This window comes from Devosia sp. (assembly GCF_965229025.1).
In the GTDB taxonomy this organism is placed as follows: Bacteria; Pseudomonadota; Alphaproteobacteria; order Rhizobiales; family Devosiaceae; genus Devosia_A.
In genome coordinates this window covers 3,935,918-3,949,387 of sequence record NZ_OZ245853.1, presented here as the reverse complement: position 1 = coordinate 3,949,387, position 13,470 = coordinate 3,935,918, and the positions used below count along the sequence as shown (strand labels likewise).

20 protein-coding genes are annotated in these 13,470 nt (G+C 63.6%); 12 read left to right on the top strand and 8 right to left on the bottom strand.

The window, feature by feature from the left end; translation table 11 throughout:
• The first annotated feature begins 45 nt into the window (after nt 1-45).
• Complete coding sequence (locus ACO06J_RS19230) at nt 46-918, top strand: DUF72 domain-containing protein (protein ID WP_421762323.1); 873 nt, start codon at nt 46-48, stop codon at nt 916-918.
• 93 nt (nt 919-1,011) lie between these two features.
• Nucleotides 1,012-1,545: a disulfide bond formation protein B gene (locus ACO06J_RS19225; protein ID WP_421762322.1), complete on the top strand. Its 534-nt coding sequence runs from the start codon at nt 1,012-1,014 to the stop codon at nt 1,543-1,545.
• Here the strand turns inward: ACO06J_RS19225 and ACO06J_RS19220 are convergent.
• From ACO06J_RS19220 to ACO06J_RS19200, 5 genes are all read right to left on the bottom strand, one after another.
• Nucleotides 1,542-1,778, bottom strand: coding sequence for a type II toxin-antitoxin system RelE/ParE family toxin (locus ACO06J_RS19220; protein WP_421762321.1), 237 nt, complete (start codon nt 1,776-1,778; stop codon nt 1,542-1,544). The genes ACO06J_RS19225 and ACO06J_RS19220 overlap by 4 nt on opposite strands.
• Nucleotides 1,779-1,840: 62 nt before the next feature.
• Nucleotides 1,841-2,101 (bottom strand): type II toxin-antitoxin system ParD family antitoxin, encoded by a 261-nt coding sequence (locus ACO06J_RS19215; protein ID WP_421762320.1) that lies wholly within the window; start codon nt 2,099-2,101, stop codon nt 1,841-1,843.
• A gap of 68 nt (nt 2,102-2,169) precedes the next feature.
• Nucleotides 2,170-2,727 carry an HNH endonuclease gene (locus ACO06J_RS19210; RefSeq protein ID WP_421762319.1) on the bottom strand — a complete coding sequence of 186 codons (558 nt, stop codon included), beginning with the start codon at nt 2,725-2,727 and terminating at the stop codon, nt 2,170-2,172.
• A 115-nt stretch (nt 2,728-2,842) separates the two neighbouring features.
• Nucleotides 2,843-3,493: an alpha/beta hydrolase gene (locus ACO06J_RS19205; RefSeq protein WP_421762318.1), complete on the bottom strand. Its 651-nt coding sequence runs from the start codon at nt 3,491-3,493 to the stop codon at nt 2,843-2,845.
• On the bottom strand, nt 3,493-4,137 hold the full coding sequence (locus ACO06J_RS19200) for a DNA-3-methyladenine glycosylase family protein (RefSeq protein ID WP_421762317.1): 645 nt from the start codon (nt 4,135-4,137) through the stop codon (nt 3,493-3,495). The genes ACO06J_RS19205 and ACO06J_RS19200 overlap by 1 nt, the downstream gene beginning before the upstream one ends.
• A 30-nt stretch (nt 4,138-4,167) precedes the next feature.
• Between ACO06J_RS19200 and gluQRS the strand changes: the two genes are divergently transcribed.
• Complete coding sequence (gluQRS, locus tag ACO06J_RS19195) at nt 4,168-5,013, top strand: tRNA glutamyl-Q(34) synthetase GluQRS (protein ID WP_421762316.1); 846 nt, start codon at nt 4,168-4,170, stop codon at nt 5,011-5,013.
• A gap of 166 nt (nt 5,014-5,179) precedes the next feature.
• Here gluQRS and ACO06J_RS19190 read toward each other — a convergent pair whose 3' ends face one another.
• Nucleotides 5,180-6,130: an NAD-dependent epimerase/dehydratase family protein gene (locus tag ACO06J_RS19190; RefSeq protein ID WP_421762315.1), complete on the bottom strand. Its 951-nt coding sequence runs from the start codon at nt 6,128-6,130 to the stop codon at nt 5,180-5,182.
• A 112-nt stretch (nt 6,131-6,242) separates the two neighbouring features.
• Here ACO06J_RS19190 and ACO06J_RS19185 point away from each other — a divergent pair, with 112 nt between their 5' ends.
• The 6 genes from ACO06J_RS19185 to ACO06J_RS19160 all read left to right on the top strand — a co-directional run bounded on the left by ACO06J_RS19185 (nt 6,243) and on the right by ACO06J_RS19160 (nt 9,186).
• The gene (locus ACO06J_RS19185) at nt 6,243-7,139 is read left to right on the top strand and encodes a LysR family transcriptional regulator (RefSeq protein WP_421762314.1); all 897 of its coding nucleotides are present in this window, start codon (nt 6,243-6,245) and stop codon (nt 7,137-7,139) included.
• Complete coding sequence (locus tag ACO06J_RS19180; RefSeq protein WP_421762313.1) at nt 7,136-7,336, top strand: twin transmembrane helix small protein; 201 nt, start codon at nt 7,136-7,138, stop codon at nt 7,334-7,336. Before ACO06J_RS19185 ends, ACO06J_RS19180 begins: the two co-directional genes overlap by 4 nt.
• Nucleotides 7,337-7,392: 56 nt before the next feature.
• Nucleotides 7,393-7,983 (top strand): cob(I)yrinic acid a,c-diamide adenosyltransferase, encoded by a 591-nt coding sequence (locus tag ACO06J_RS19175; protein WP_421762312.1) that lies wholly within the window; start codon nt 7,393-7,395, stop codon nt 7,981-7,983.
• Between the two features lie 6 nt (nt 7,984-7,989).
• A complete protein-coding gene (locus tag ACO06J_RS19170) occupies nt 7,990-8,679 on the top strand; it encodes a rhomboid family intramembrane serine protease (RefSeq protein WP_421762311.1) in 690 nt (229 codons plus the stop codon).
• A gap of 75 nt (nt 8,680-8,754) precedes the next feature.
• Nucleotides 8,755-8,940 carry a hypothetical protein gene (locus ACO06J_RS19165; RefSeq protein WP_421762310.1) on the top strand — a complete coding sequence of 62 codons (186 nt, stop codon included), beginning with the start codon at nt 8,755-8,757 and terminating at the stop codon, nt 8,938-8,940.
• A 9-nt stretch (nt 8,941-8,949) separates the two neighbouring features.
• Nucleotides 8,950-9,186: a hypothetical protein gene (locus ACO06J_RS19160; protein WP_421762309.1), complete on the top strand. Its 237-nt coding sequence runs from the start codon at nt 8,950-8,952 to the stop codon at nt 9,184-9,186.
• Nucleotides 9,187-9,189: 3 nt separating this feature from the next.
• On the opposite strand, the gene ACO06J_RS19155 is transcribed toward ACO06J_RS19160, so the two are convergent.
• Nucleotides 9,190-10,077: a PfkB family carbohydrate kinase gene (locus ACO06J_RS19155; protein WP_421762308.1), complete on the bottom strand. Its 888-nt coding sequence runs from the start codon at nt 10,075-10,077 to the stop codon at nt 9,190-9,192.
• A gap of 2 nt (nt 10,078-10,079) precedes the next feature.
• Nucleotides 10,080-10,751: a TlpA family protein disulfide reductase gene (locus ACO06J_RS19150; protein WP_421762307.1), complete on the bottom strand. Its 672-nt coding sequence runs from the start codon at nt 10,749-10,751 to the stop codon at nt 10,080-10,082.
• A gap of 21 nt (nt 10,752-10,772) precedes the next feature.
• Between ACO06J_RS19150 and argH the strand changes: the two genes are divergently transcribed.
• From argH to ACO06J_RS19135, 3 genes are read left to right on the top strand one after another with little or no spacing between them, the layout of a single operon-like run.
• On the top strand, nt 10,773-12,212 hold the full coding sequence (gene argH / locus ACO06J_RS19145; RefSeq protein WP_421762306.1) for an argininosuccinate lyase: 1,440 nt from the start codon (nt 10,773-10,775) through the stop codon (nt 12,210-12,212).
• Between the two features lie 53 nt (nt 12,213-12,265).
• Nucleotides 12,266-12,568, top strand: a complete 303-nt coding sequence (locus ACO06J_RS19140) for a hypothetical protein (protein WP_421762305.1) — start codon at nt 12,266-12,268, stop codon at nt 12,566-12,568.
• Between the two features lie 5 nt (nt 12,569-12,573).
• Nucleotides 12,574-13,293: a gamma-glutamylcyclotransferase gene (locus tag ACO06J_RS19135; protein WP_421762304.1), complete on the top strand. Its 720-nt coding sequence runs from the start codon at nt 12,574-12,576 to the stop codon at nt 13,291-13,293.
• Nucleotides 13,294-13,470 lie beyond the last annotated feature (177 nt).

Genomic DNA, 13,470 nt, shown 5'->3' with positions numbered 1-13,470 from the left:
CACCACCGCCCGTCGCACACTACGCAACGAGTGCAGGAGGAACCGATGGCTGGCATGATACGACTGGGAACCGCCGGCTGGGTGTTTGAACCCTGGCGGCAGAGCTTTTACCCAAAGGGCCTGCCGCAAAAGCAGGAACTGAGTTACGCCGCAACGCGGCTGGGCAATATCGAGATCAACGCCACCTTCTATAGCCACCAGAAAGCTGCAAGCTTTGCCAACTGGGCGGGCCAGACGCCGGAAAACTTCGTGTTCACGGTCAAGGGCCACCAGCTGGTGACCCATCTCAAAAAGCTCAAGGACGTCGAAATCCCGCTCGCCAACTTCTTCGCCTCGGGCGTGATGGCTCTCGGGTCGCGGTTAGGCGCCTGCTGCTGGCAGCTGCCCAGCAACCTCGGCTATGACGAGGCGAGGCTCGAAGCGTTCCTTTCGCTGCTGCCCAAGACACCCGAAGCGCTGGTGGCGTTGGCCAGCAAGGCCGACGACCGGCTGAAGGAAACGCCTTTTCTCGATGCGACCGGCATCAGTCGGGTGCGCCACGCCATCGAGGTGCGAAACACCGCTTTTGCCACCCCCGGTTTCGTCGCCCAACTGCGCCGCCACAACGTGGCGCTGGTGGTGGCCGACACCGCCGACTGGCCCTATCTCGACCAGACCGCCGACTTTGCCTACCTGCGACTGCAGGGCGCACCGGGCAAGGAAAGCTATTCGGCCGAGGAGCGCGACGTGCGCGCCGGCTGGCTCAAGGCTTTGGCAGACGGCGTTGCGCCCGATGGCCCCTACCTTACGACCCCCGAGACCACGCCACCGCCGCGCGACGTGCATGGCTTCTTCGTTTCGACCGACAAGGAGCATGCGCCCGACAATGCCCGTGCGGTGATGGCGACCCTGCGGCTGGTCGGGCCTGGTGAGAGCTGACGATCTGTTGAGTGGGCGTGACATTGACTTGCGGTGACGGGACGCCAATAACCGCGCCAGATTGCCCACCGGACCAGCCTCTTGGAGTTATCAATGACCAGCACCGCCGCTGAAAGCCCGATCCGGGGCTTCACCGCCGATCGCAGCCGCGTGCTGGTGACCATCGCGTTCGTGCTCGGCCTCGCCACCATTGCAGGCGCCTGGGGTTCCCAACTGTTCGGTGGGCTGGTGCCGTGCGAGCTCTGCCTCGAACAGCGCCAGGCCTATTACTGGGGCCTGCCGGTTCTGGCGGCGATCCTGCTGCTGTGGCACCGCATCCCCCGGCTGGTGTGGCTGATGGCCATGGTCATCGGCGTCGCCATCTTCATCTGGAGCACCTATATGGCCGGCTACCACGCCGGCGTGGAACTGGGCCTCTGGAAGGGCCCGACCGCCTGCACCGGCACCGGCGTCGAGGTCAGCTTTTCCGACCTCCAGCACATCAACGAGGCCAAGGTCATCCCCTGCGACAAGGTGCAGTTCCGCCTCTTCGGCATCACGCTCGCCGGTTACAACACGCTGATCTCGGTGGGGATCGTCGCGCTGCTCGGCGCCGCGGTGGCGCTTCGCGGGCGGAAGGCGGCTTAGTCTCCAGGAAAGAGCAGCTTCTGGTAGTCGCGTGCCGAATGTAGGATGCGCGCTATGCTGACCACGCTTTCATCGACAGTATAGAAGATCAGGTACGCGCCGTAGATCGCTCGCCGGAGACCCTCTTCCGGGCGCCCAGGCACCAGCGGGTTGCGCTGGGCTGACTCGCCAAGCGACAGGCAGGCCGACCGTAACTCCCCAGCAAAGCTGATCGCCCGCCGCGGGTTGTCCACCTAGATGAAATGGGCGATTTCCCGCAGATCAGCAATTGCGCGCCTGGAAAACGCGACGCGCATTATTCTGCAGCGTCCACTGCAGAATGCAACTCCGCCTCAAGCTCGTCGAAGACCTCATCAAGCGGACGCACCCGCCCAGCCTTGATGTCGTCGAGGCCCTCGTCGAGCACGACCCAGAGTTTGGCCAAGGCCGCCTCGCGCTCCTGCACCAGGCGCACGCCTTCGCGCAGCACTTCGCTTTTGGAATTGTAGCGGCCGTTCTTGACGAGGTCGTTGACAACCGCTTCGAGGTTTTCGCCCAGATCTGCACTGATGGCCATTGGGGCCTCCGTCCGATGCACTGCATCCAATAATAGTTATTGGTAGCCGCTTCGTCCAGCGCTGACGCTTAGGGCTCGAGTTCGATGTCCCAGTAGAGATAATCGAGCCAGCTCTGGTGCAGGTGGTTGGGCGGGAAGGCCCGGCCATTGTTGTGCAGGTCATGGACGCTGGGCTGGAACGGCTCCTGCATCGGGAACATCTTGATTTCCCGCGGCAGCCGGTTGGCCTTCTTGAGATTGCACGGCGCACACGCCGCAACAACGTTTTCCCACGTCGTACGGCCGCCCTTAGAGCGCGGGATTACGTGATCGAAGGTCAGATCGTCGCGCGAGCCGCAATACTGGCACTGGAAGCGATCGCGCAGGAACACGTTGAAGCGGGTAAAGGCCGGATGCCGCGCCGGACGGACATAGTCCTTTAGCGAAACCACGCTGGGCGCCAGCATCTCGAAGTTCGGGCTCTTGATCACCCGGTCGTAGTTCGAGACAACGTTGACCCGATCCAGGCAGATCGCCTTGACGGCATCCTGCCAGGACCACAAAGACAGCGGATAGTAGCTGAGAGGCCTGAAATCGGCGTTCAGCACTAACGCGGGACAGTTCTCAAGCGACACATGTATTGTCACTTGGCGCCCCCCAAACAGGAATCGCAGACAGTCATGATGAGGGATACTCTATGCTGACTGTGACACCCCTGTGAAGCGGCTTCGCATTTCGCCTTTTGTCGCGGACTGACGTCCCTCAGACCTGCTGGGCCAGCATGAAGCTCGTGGCAAAATCGAGCCCGTCGGGCGCGATGCCGTGTGCCACGCCCTTCGAGATGTGGAGTCCCACATCGAACCCCTTGGCGGCCAGTACCTCCGCCGCATCGCGGCTCAGTTGCGGATCGACCACCTGGTCGAGATCGCCGTGAATGATGGCAACCGGCGGCCGCGCAAAATCCTCGGTCTCAAACCCATCGGCGGGAACGAAAGCGCCGGAAAAGCTCACGATACCGGCAAGGGCCTTGTCCATCGAGGTGCCGACATGGAGCGCCATCATCGCCCCTTGCGAAAAGCCGACGAGGAACGTGTCGGCGGCGCTGAGCCCGGTCTGCGTACAGAGGTCGGCGAGAAAATCCTTGATCACCGGTGCGGCAGTACGGGCGCCTTCGATGCGGCCGGCAATGCGATCGACCGAGAGCGGAAACCACTCGAAGCCATAGGGGTTCTGCCCGCATGGGCGCGGCCCGTTCGGCGCAACGAACAGCGCGTCCGGGAAGGTCGGACCCCAGTGTCGGCCGAGATCGATCAGGTCACTGCCATCGGCGCCATAGCCATGCAGCAGCACGATGATGGATTTGGGAACGCCGCCGCTGGCGGGGGCCAGCATCGGGCCGGAGAGTTTAGCCATCAGACGAGAAGTCCTTCCTTGTTCCGGACCGCGCGATAATAGCGCCAGAACAGCAGCGCTGCGGTCGACCGGTGCGGCGACCATTGGTGCGCCATGGCAATCAGGTTCTTGATCTGCGGCTTGTCGTCAAGCCCGAAGGCCCAGCCCACCGCCCGCTGCAGCGCAATATCGCCCGCCGGAAACACATCCGGGTGGGCGGCCGAGAACATCAGGTAAATCTCCGCCGTCCACGGCCCGACGCCCTTGAGCTTGCAGAGTTCAGCGATCGCTTCCTCGGCAGGCAGGCTGACAAGATGATCGAGATCGAGGCGGCGTTCGACCAGCGCCTCGGCAATGCCGCGCACGGTGTGGTACTTGCCGCCGGAAAAGCCGACGCTCCGCACCTGCGCCTCGCTGAGCCCGAGATAGGTTTCAGGCGACAGCGCCCCCTCCAGCCTTTCGAACCGCCCCCAGATCGCCGCCGCGCTTTCGACCGACAACTGCTGGCCGCAGATGATCTTCGCAAGCCCGGCAAAGCCCGGCTCGGAGCGGCGGGTTTCGAACGACCCTGCGCGTTCGGCGACAACCGCGAGACGAGGGTCGCGGACGATGAGCTGGCCGAGATGCCATTGCAGGGCCTCGGCGGAATCGAGCAGCCCTGTCATCGCCGGGGCGCTCTGGTGTAGGATATCGTCATGACTTCGCCTCAGCTTCGTTTCGCGCCGAGCCCCAATGGGCGGCTGCATCTGGGTCACGCCTATTCCGCGCTGTTCACCGCCGATGGCGCGGCGCGCTTGGGTGGCCGGTTTCTGCTGCGCATCGAAGACATTGACCTTGCCCGATGCAAGCCGGAATTCACCGAGGCGATCCTTGAGGACCTGAAATGGCTCGGGCTCAGCTGGCCCGAACCGGTGATGCGGCAATCAGAGCGGTTCGCGCTCTATGCAGGCTTCGGCGCGCGGTTGAAGGGCATGAATCTGCTCTATCCGTGCTTTTGTTCACGCTCGGAAATTGCAGCAGCGGCGCAGGGCACCGACCCTGATGGCGCGCCGCTCTATCCCGGCACCTGCAGTCACCTGACGGACGCCGCGGTGCGGGAGCGGCTGGATCAGGGCCAACTCCCGCAGTGGCGGTTGAACTCGGAGGCTGCCATTGCCTTTGCCGGCCTCCTCTCCTACCGGCAGGCGCAACCGACACCGGAGCAGCCCGATGTCGAAATTGCCGCCCGGCCCGAGCGCTGGGGCGATGTGGTGCTGCAGCGCAGGGACACGCCGACCTCGTATCACCTGAGCGTCGTGGTGGACGACGAGGCGCAGGGGATCACCCATGTGACCCGCGGCCGCGACATGGAAGCCGCCACCGATATCCATGTGCTGCTGCAAGCGCTGCTGGAGTTCAGCACTCCGGTCTACACGTTCCACGAGCTGCTGCTCGACGACGAGGGCAGAAAACTCGCTAAGTCGCGGGGGTCACAGTCGATTGCGGACCTCAGGGCTGAGGCGTGGACGGCGGAGGGGGTGCGGGGGCGGCTGGGATTCTAGCGCCGGATGCAAAGGCCCCCTCACCCGGCCCTGCGGGCCGACCTCTCCCCCAAGGGAGAGGTAAGCGGGGGCACGATCTTGCCACCTCATCACCTCTCCCTTTGGGGGAGAGGTCGCCGCGGAGCGGCGGGTGAGGGGGCCTTTGTCGGGTACTCTTTGACGCAAGTTACGCCGCGAGCTTCTTTTCCGCAAAGAACGGATCAACCGTTTCGGCAATCGCGGTGCTGAACGGCGTCGCGAAATCGGGGCCGAGGATGGTCTCGAGGCGGGCGTCCTTGAGTTCCATGGCGTTATCCCAGAGGTACCCCATCTTCGCGATCTCGCGCATCACCGGGTCGAACAGCCCGATGGCGCCGAGGAGAATGCGCGGGAACATCGAAACCTTAAGCTTGACCGGCGCTGCCGCCACCACCGCATTGGCGAGGACCTCCGGGGTGACGAACGTGCCGTGGAAATGGAAGGTGTCGAACGCGGCCAGTTCCTTCCGGTGCCAGGCGAGCTTTTCGAAGGCGCGAGCGAGGTCGGGGAGATAGGCCCAGGCGTGGGCGATGCCGCGCGTTCCCATCATCGCAAACTTGCCCTTGGCCGCTTCGCGCAGCATCACCAGGTCGAACCAGTCACCCTGGCTCTCGGGCCCAAAGAAGTCGCCGGCGCGGAGGATGATCGCCTGGATGTGACCCTTGCTTGCCGCGGCCCGGTACAGGGCCTCGGTGCGCTGACGGATTTCGCCACGCGGCGTTTCCGGACGCTGCTTCAGGTCCGGCGTGACGGCCCGGTCGGCGGCGGCATAGTTGTAGATATTGCCCGGAAACAGCAGCGTCTTGCCCGATGTGCCGAGCGCCTCGATGACGCGGGCGTTTTGCGCCTCCATGCGGCCGTTGTCCCACTTGTCGTAAGGCAGGTTCAGAGCATTGACGACAACATCGATACTGCCGATGGCCGCTCGCAGGTCGTCTAGGCTGTCGGCATCGCCCTTGACGAAGCGCACGCCCTCAACTGGATGCCGGTTCGACCGGCCCATGCCGGAGACCTCCCAGCCAGCGCTGACGAACGCTTTTCCGATGTGATGGCCGACATGGCCGTTGATGCCCAGAACGATGACCTGACCGCGTGACATTGCTGTGCTCCGTTGTTGATGCCCTCAATATCGGCCCTAACTTCGCGTTTAGGAATTGCGCAATCGCGGAGCTTTGCCATACAAAAATGAATAGGCAGGCGGAGGCTCAAGGATGTCCGAACCCGATTGGTCGCTGTGGCGGAGCTTTGGCGCGGTGGTGGAGCATGGCTCGCTCTCGGGCGCAGCACGGGCGCTTGGCCTGAGCCAGCCGACGCTCGGCCGCCACATCGAGGCACTTGAGCAGGCGCTGGGTGTGAGCCTGTTCGAGCGCACGCTGACCGGGCTCAAGGCGACCGACACTGCGCTTCGGCTTTACGAGCCGGTGCTCAGCGCCCAGCGCGCTCTGGCCGAGGCGGCGCTGATGGCCGAGGGAGCGCATTCGGCGCTGACGGGTTCAGTGCGGATCACCTCGAGCACGGTGATGTGCGCCTATGTATTGCCGCCGATCCTCTATGATGTGCGCCAGGCCTTCCCGCAGATCGCCATCGAACTGGTGCCCACCGACGCGGTGGAGAACCTGCTGCTGCGGGAGGCCGATATCGCGGTGCGCATGTTCCGCCCCACCCAGCTCGAACTGATCACCAGGCACCTCGGCGACCTGCCGGTCTGCGCCTGCGCCCACCAGCGCTATCTTGCGGCGCGCGGGACGCCGCAGCGTCCCGAAGAATTGGCGGGGCATGACCTCATCGGCTTTGATCGTTCCGATCTATTGATCGGCACCGCACGTAAGATGGGTTTCAGCCTCAACCGATCAGACTTCATGATCCGAACGGATAGTCAGGTGAACATGTGGGAACTGACAAAGGCCGGGCTCGGCATTGGTTTTGCCCAGCAGAAGCTCGTCGAAGCCACCCCGGGCATGGTGCGACTCCTCGCCGGTTTCGCGCCGCCTCCACTCGAAGTATGGCTCACCACGCATCGGGAGCTGTTCACCAGCCGGCGCATTCGTGCCATTTATGACCGCTTGGGCGAGGGACTCACGCGCTACCTCGCAGGAAACCAGAAATGAACATCACAGCCATCGTCACCATCATCGCGCTCGCGGTCGTCGCCATCATCCTGTTCATGGGGTTGTGGAACATGTTCAAGGGCGGCGACAGCAACCGCAGCCAGATGCTGATGCGCGCCCGGGTGATCGCTCAGGCCGTCGCCATCGTGGTGATCCTCGGCGCGATGTTCTTTTTCGGCCGCGGCAACGGCGGCTGACCTCTGGCGGCGCGCCGGTTCACCGGCTAGCTTCCGCCCCCTGGATTCGAGGTATCATGGTCAAGCTCAACAAAATTTACACCCGCACCGGCGACGACGGCACCACCGGGCTGGTGCGGGGTCCAAGGCGGAAGAAATTCGACCTCCGCGTCGAGTGCTTCGGCACCGTCGACGAGGCAAACTCCTGTATCGGGCTGGCACGCGTCCACACCACCTCTATGCCCAAGCTCGATCGCCTGCTCGCCCACATCCAGAACGACCTGTTTGACCTCGGCTCGGATCTCGCAACGCCCGGCCCCGATCCCGAAGGCGAGCCCCGTTCGCTGCGGATCACCGCCTCGCAGGCTGACTGGCTTGAACAGCAGATGGACATTTACAACGAAGGGCTGCAGCCGCTGACCAGCTTTGTTTTGCCCGGCGGCTCGCCGCTCGCTGCTGCGCTGCATCTGGCGCGCACAGTCACCCGCCGCGCCGAACGGCTGGTGGTCGAACTGATGGAAAACGAACCCGACGTCAGCAAGGCCGTGCTGGTCTACCTCAACCGCCTCTCCGACCTCTGCTTCATCATGGCGCGGGTTGCCAATGCCAATGGCGCCAATGACGTGTTGTGGTCACCGGGCATGTTTGCCGCCGACAGCCAGCGCTAACCCCGCATGTTCCTGCCGCTGCACGACAGCAATCCCGTCCGGCACATCAGGTTTCCCTATGTGACCTACGGGCTGATCGCGCTCAACATAGTCGTGTTCGTGATCCAGCTGGCCCATGGCAGCGGTCGGAGCTTTGACGAGTTCGCCATCACCTTTGCGGCGGTGCCGGTGTATTTCCTCAACCCGCTGGCGCCCGACCGCCTGCCGGGCCTGCCCGACGAGTTGACGCTGTTAACCTACGCGTTCTTCCACGCCGACTGGCTGCACGTCTTGTCCAACATGCTGTTCCTGTGGGTGTTTGGCGACAATATCGAGGACGCGCTGGGACACGTGAAGTTCATCGCATTCTACCTCGCCTGCGCCGCCCTTTCAGCGCTCGTGTTCTTTGCCTTCGCCGGCGCGCAGGGCGGCTGGCTGATTGGTGCGTCTGGCGCAGTGGCAGGCGTTATGGGCGCCTATATCGTGCTCTACCCGCATGCCCGGGTGTTCGTGCTGTTCCAGATCGTCATCCCCATCCCATTGCCGGTTCCGGCGCTGTGGATGCTGGGGGTCTGGGCGGCCATGCAGGTGTTCTATCTGGTGGTCGGCGATACCAGTCCCGTTGCCTGGTCGGCGCACCTCGGAGGGCTGGTGATCGGGGCCCTGCTCTGTATCCCGCTCAAGCGGCGGAGCGTCGTATTATTCGGCGGCCGGTAATCAACCGCTAAGGCTTTGCAGAAGTCGTCGCAGCCGCTTCTGGTATTACCCAGTCAAAGAGCAGATATTGAGGGCATGGAAAGTGACCTGATCTCCTCGCTCCAGACCGCGCGAACTGCCCCCGGGCAGCAATCATCCATGCTGGCTGTGCTCAAGAAGAACCAGGAACTGGATGCCGCAATCGCGCAGACTGTCGCCGAAGCGGCACGACCGGCCCCGCCACCCGATGGTCAGGGGCTCAAGGTCGATAAGCTCGCCTGAGCTTCACCCATGAGCTTTGATGCCGCGATCTACCGAATGGCCGCCCGCGAGACAGACTCGCTGATGGTGGCGCAGGTGCTTGTCGCCAAAAAGCGCAGCGAACTCGAAACCCGCCTTGTACTGAAAACCATCGAGGAAGGGGCGCCATCGACTGGTGCCGATCTCGAACGCAGCCTCGGCGACATGAACCGCGAGAGCGAAGAGCGCGCCAGGATCATCGGCCGTCACATCGACCGCACTGCCTGACCGCTACTGCCTCAAGAACGCTTCAACCTCAGCCCGATCCGGAGCGCCCAGCCGGCCGCCAAACCGCATGCATTTGATTGCTGCGGCCGCCGAAGCGAACCGCATGATCTCGGCCATCGGCCTGCCTTCGGCGAGCAGCAGCGCGAAGGCGGCGTGAAACACGTCGCCTGCGGCAAGTGTATCGATCGCTTCAACCAGCGGCGCCGGCGTGTGCCGGACCGCGCCTTTGTCAGACCACCAGCAGCCATTGGCCCCCGCAGTTACCGCGACAAAGCCAGAGTGGAGCGACATCAGTTCTTCGGCGGCGGCCTTCGGGTCAGTAGCGCCAGTGAGCACCCGGCCCGCTCCCTCTGATGCCACCACGTGACTGGCCAGCGGCACCAGCGATTGGAGGATATCGAGCGAGGCCATATCGGCATCGAGAATGCCGGGAATTCCAGCAGCACGCGCCGCCTCCAGCGCCAGCCGCGCCGCACCCGGCCAGCGCACATCGACCATCACCGCATCAAGGCCAGCAAGGTCCGGCGCCGCAGCCGGCGATTCCATCAGGCTCGGATCGTAGCGCGGCACGATAATGGTGCTGCCACCCCGATCCATCAGGATAGACGAAAACCCAGAGCGCCCGCCTGCAACCCGGCGCACAAGCGAGCAATCGACGCCCTCGGCCGAAATCTGTTTGACCAGCCTGTCGCCGATCGCGTCGTCACCAGCCGAGGCCCAGAGCGCCGACTCGCCACCCAGCCGGGCAATGGTCGCCGCCTGCGCCGCCGCCATGCCTTCGGCCACCTCGACGGCATCGAGCGGAATGACCTTTCCCGGCCCGGCCGGCAGGGCCTCGAGCCGGAAGATCGTATCCATGGTCAAGGCGCCGACGCAGAGGATCTTCGGCATGATCAGCTGCCGATCAGCGCGTCGATCACGGCATGGCCATCCGGTGACGCCCACTCGGCCGGCCCCTGCAGCACCGCGAGCTCGCAGCCTTTTTCATCGAGCAAAAGCGTTGCGGGCAAACCAATCGCCACCGCCTCGGTTTTCAGCCGCTCGAACGCCGAAAACGTCGAATCCGCATAGAGCGGCAGGTTCTTGAACTGGCCGTTGGCGAGGAACTTCTTCGCCTTTTCGAGCCCGCCCTCACCGATATCGAGATTGACCGGCAGGACCATGAACGTATCCGAGTTGTACGTCGCGGCCACCTGGTCGAGCGCCGGCATCTCGGCCCGGCACGGCACGCACCAGCTGGCCCAGAAGTTGACGAGGAGCTTCTTGCCCGCAAAGTCCGCTATGGTCTTTTTGACGCCCGCATCATCGTTGAACGCCATATCGGCATAACCCCGGCCGAGGCCGGTCCCGGTAAGCGCTGCGAGCGCGCCGACGGCAACCGCATCGAGCTTCTGGCCCTTGACCACCTGCGGATCGCATTGCGTCGCCTTGGCCGGCATGAAGTTGCCAAGCAAAAGGGTAAGCGCTAGTGCTAGCGCCGCGCAGACGACCGCGATGACGAGCACCCGCCGAGGCTGCAGTTTTGGCGCCGGTTTGGGACTGTTCGTTGGAATTGTGTCGGTCATCGGTCTACCGTTGGAGTTGAGATGAGCAATCGTATGTGGGGCGGCCGTTTTGCGTCCGGCCCGGACGCCATCATGGAAGAAATCAACGCCTCGATCGGCTTTGACCAGCGCCTCTACAAGCAGGATATCGCGGGCTCTATCGCACACGCCACCATGCTGGCGGAAGTGGGCATTCTGACGTCGGCCGATCGCGACGCGATCATTGCCGGTCTAGAGGCAGTGCGCACCGAGATCGAGACAAACAAATTCACGTTCTCGCGCGCGCTCGAAGACATCCATATGAATGTCGAAAGCCGCCTGAAGGAACTGATCGGCGATGCCGCCGGGCGCCTCCACACCGCGCGCTCGCGCAACGACCAGGTGGCGACCGATTTCCGCCTCTATGTGCGCGACGCCATCGATACGCTGCTCGTGCAGATCAAGACGCTGCAACTGAGCCTCGTTGTCCGTGCCGAGCGCGAGGCAGCGACCATCATGCCTGGGTTCACCCACCTCCAGAACGCCCAGCCGGTGACCTTTGGCCACCACCTCCTCGCCTATGTTGAAATGCTCGGGCGCGACACCGGGCGGTTCGAGGATGCGCGGAAGCGTTTGAATGAGAACCCGCTCGGCTCCGCCGCGCTCGCCGGCACCCCCTACCCGATCAACCGCGAAATGACCGCAGAAGCGCTCGGCTTCGACCGCCCCACCGCCAACTCGCTCGACGCCGTCTCCGACCGCGACTTTATCCTCGAAACCCTCTCGGCGGCAACACTCTGCGCCATGCACCTCTCCCGCTTCGCCGAAGAACTGGTAATCTGGTCGTCGGCGCAGTTCGGCTTTGTGCGGCTATCGGACAAGTTCACCACCGGCTCCTCGATCATGCCGCAAAAGCGCAACCCGGATGCGGCCGAACTGATCCGCGCCAAGGTGGGCCGCATCATGGGCGCGCTCACCAGCCTGATGATGGTGATGAAGGGCCTGCCGCTCGCCTATTCCAAGGATATGCAGGAAGACAAGGAAGTCGCCTTCGACGCGCTGGATTCCCTCAGCCTGTCGCTTGCTGCCATGACCGGCATGGTGGAAGACCTTGCGGTCAATACCGAACGCATGCGCGCCTCGGCCACCGCCGGGTTCTCGACCGCCACCGATATTGCCGACTGGCTGGTGCGCCAGCTCAATATTCCGTTCCGCGAGGCCCATCACATCACCGGGCAGATCGTGGCGCTGGCCGAGCAGAAGCAGATGACGCTCGAGGGCCTGACGATCGAGGACTTCAAGTTCATCGACCACCGCATCGATAGCCGCATCCACAAGGTGCTGACCGTCGAAGCCTCGGTCGCTGCCAGGAAGAGCTATGGCGGCACCGCGCCCGAAAACGTCGCCATGCAGGCGGCGCGCTGGAAGGAAATCCTCACCGGCGAGGCGGCTGAGCCCGTCAAGATTAGGGCCAGCCATGGACATGGGGACGGGGCGGAATAGGCCCGTGCTGGCTGGAACTGGATTTCGCGGCCATTTGCGCCTAGACTGACAACATGGTGGAAAATCCGACGCTTGACCTGTTTACCCGTCGATTTGATCAGCTCAACGACATGCATCGTGAGTTGCGAGAAGACATTCGCGCCATTTCGAACTCGATGTTGCAGTTGAGCCGGCAGATCTCCAATCTCGATCGGCGTGTGTCGGACGTTGATCGGCGGTTGACGGATGTGAAGGATGAGCTGGAGGGAACCATCAAGATGGAACTCGGCGGCGCCTTCGCACATCTTGAAACCAAACTGGAGCATCTGGTCGAGCGTCGCCTCGCGGAGCACCAGAGCCAGTTCAGCGAGGACTAGTTCGTTTGGCATCGCCTAGCCCCAAGAGACAACTTCGCCTCACCACAGATCACGTCGCGCGCCTGCCGGTGATCCCCGATCCCGGCAACCCGAACTATCCGGGCATCCGGCCCGCGACCGACGCCGACTACGACGCCGAAGTCGAGCGCATCATCTCGACTGCGCCCGAAGGCGAGTTCTGGATCTTCGCCTATGGTTCGCTGATCTGGAACCCCGCGACCGAGTTCGACGCGGAGCGGTTGGCCACGGCGCGGGGCTGGCACCGCAATTTCTGCCTCTATGACCTCCGCTACCGCGGCAGCCCGGCAGCACCGGGGTTGATGCTCTGCCTTGATCGCGGCGGCTCGTGCCGGGGGGTCGTCTATCGTCTGCCCCAGACGCGCCTGCGCGAAAATATGGACAAGCTCGTGCGGCGCGAAATGAGCATGACGCCCAATGCTTTCCCCGGCCGCTGGATTTCCGTGGCGACCGCCGAAGGGCAATTGACCGCCCTCGCCTTCGCCATCGAGCGCCACAACGCGCGTTATGTCGGCGGCCTGACGCTCGAGCAACGGGCCGACCAGTTGGCGCGCGCGGTGGGCTGGAAAGGCTCGATGGCAGAGTATGTGCACGCCACCGTCAGCAAGCTTGAAGAGCTCGGCATCCACGACCGGAACCTCTGGGTGCTGCAGGACCTGATCGCCCAGCGCATCGAAGCTGCTTATCCGGCGGATCGAGAAGTCTGACTTTCGTTTTTTCCTTTAGTGCACTAATGCTTCGGCGACCCACCACTGCCCTTCGCCCTCGCGGGAGAAGGTGGCGCCCGATAGCGCGCCTAAGGCCGGATGAGGGGCAGTTTTTGTGAGACTTCCCCTCACCCGCCCTTCGGGCACCCTCTCCCTCAAGGGGAGAGGTAAGAGGGG

Excerpts from the sequence above, each read along its gene's own strand:
- ACO06J_RS19190 (WP_421762315.1), bottom strand. The coding sequence starts at position 6,130 with ATGTCACGCGGTCAGGTCATCGTTCTGGGCATCAACGGCCATGTCGGC.
- ACO06J_RS19225 (WP_421762322.1), top strand. The coding sequence starts at position 1,012 with ATGACCAGCACCGCCGCTGAAAGCCCGATCCGGGGCTTCACCGCCGAT.
- ACO06J_RS19170 (WP_421762311.1), top strand. The coding sequence starts at position 7,990 with ATGTTCCTGCCGCTGCACGACAGCAATCCCGTCCGGCACATCAGGTTT.
- ACO06J_RS19175 (WP_421762312.1), top strand. The coding sequence starts at position 7,393 with ATGGTCAAGCTCAACAAAATTTACACCCGCACCGGCGACGACGGCACC.
- ACO06J_RS19180 (WP_421762313.1), top strand. The coding sequence starts at position 7,136 with ATGAACATCACAGCCATCGTCACCATCATCGCGCTCGCGGTCGTCGCC.
- ACO06J_RS19165 (WP_421762310.1), top strand. The coding sequence starts at position 8,755 with ATGGAAAGTGACCTGATCTCCTCGCTCCAGACCGCGCGAACTGCCCCC.
- ACO06J_RS19160 (WP_421762309.1), top strand. The coding sequence starts at position 8,950 with ATGAGCTTTGATGCCGCGATCTACCGAATGGCCGCCCGCGAGACAGAC.
- ACO06J_RS19215 (WP_421762320.1), bottom strand. The coding sequence starts at position 2,101 with ATGGCCATCAGTGCAGATCTGGGCGAAAACCTCGAAGCGGTTGTCAAC.
- ACO06J_RS19205 (WP_421762318.1), bottom strand. The coding sequence starts at position 3,493 with ATGGCTAAACTCTCCGGCCCGATGCTGGCCCCCGCCAGCGGCGGCGTT.
- ACO06J_RS19185 (WP_421762314.1), top strand. The coding sequence starts at position 6,243 with ATGTCCGAACCCGATTGGTCGCTGTGGCGGAGCTTTGGCGCGGTGGTG.
- ACO06J_RS19150 (WP_421762307.1), bottom strand. The coding sequence starts at position 10,751 with ATGACCGACACAATTCCAACGAACAGTCCCAAACCGGCGCCAAAACTG.
- ACO06J_RS19140 (WP_421762305.1), top strand. The coding sequence starts at position 12,266 with ATGGTGGAAAATCCGACGCTTGACCTGTTTACCCGTCGATTTGATCAG.
- ACO06J_RS19230 (WP_421762323.1), top strand. The coding sequence starts at position 46 with ATGGCTGGCATGATACGACTGGGAACCGCCGGCTGGGTGTTTGAACCC.
- argH (WP_421762306.1), top strand. The coding sequence starts at position 10,773 with ATGAGCAATCGTATGTGGGGCGGCCGTTTTGCGTCCGGCCCGGACGCC.
- gluQRS (WP_421762316.1), top strand. The coding sequence starts at position 4,168 with ATGACTTCGCCTCAGCTTCGTTTCGCGCCGAGCCCCAATGGGCGGCTG.
- ACO06J_RS19200 (WP_421762317.1), bottom strand. The coding sequence starts at position 4,137 with ATGACAGGGCTGCTCGATTCCGCCGAGGCCCTGCAATGGCATCTCGGC.
- ACO06J_RS19155 (WP_421762308.1), bottom strand. The coding sequence starts at position 10,077 with ATGCCGAAGATCCTCTGCGTCGGCGCCTTGACCATGGATACGATCTTC.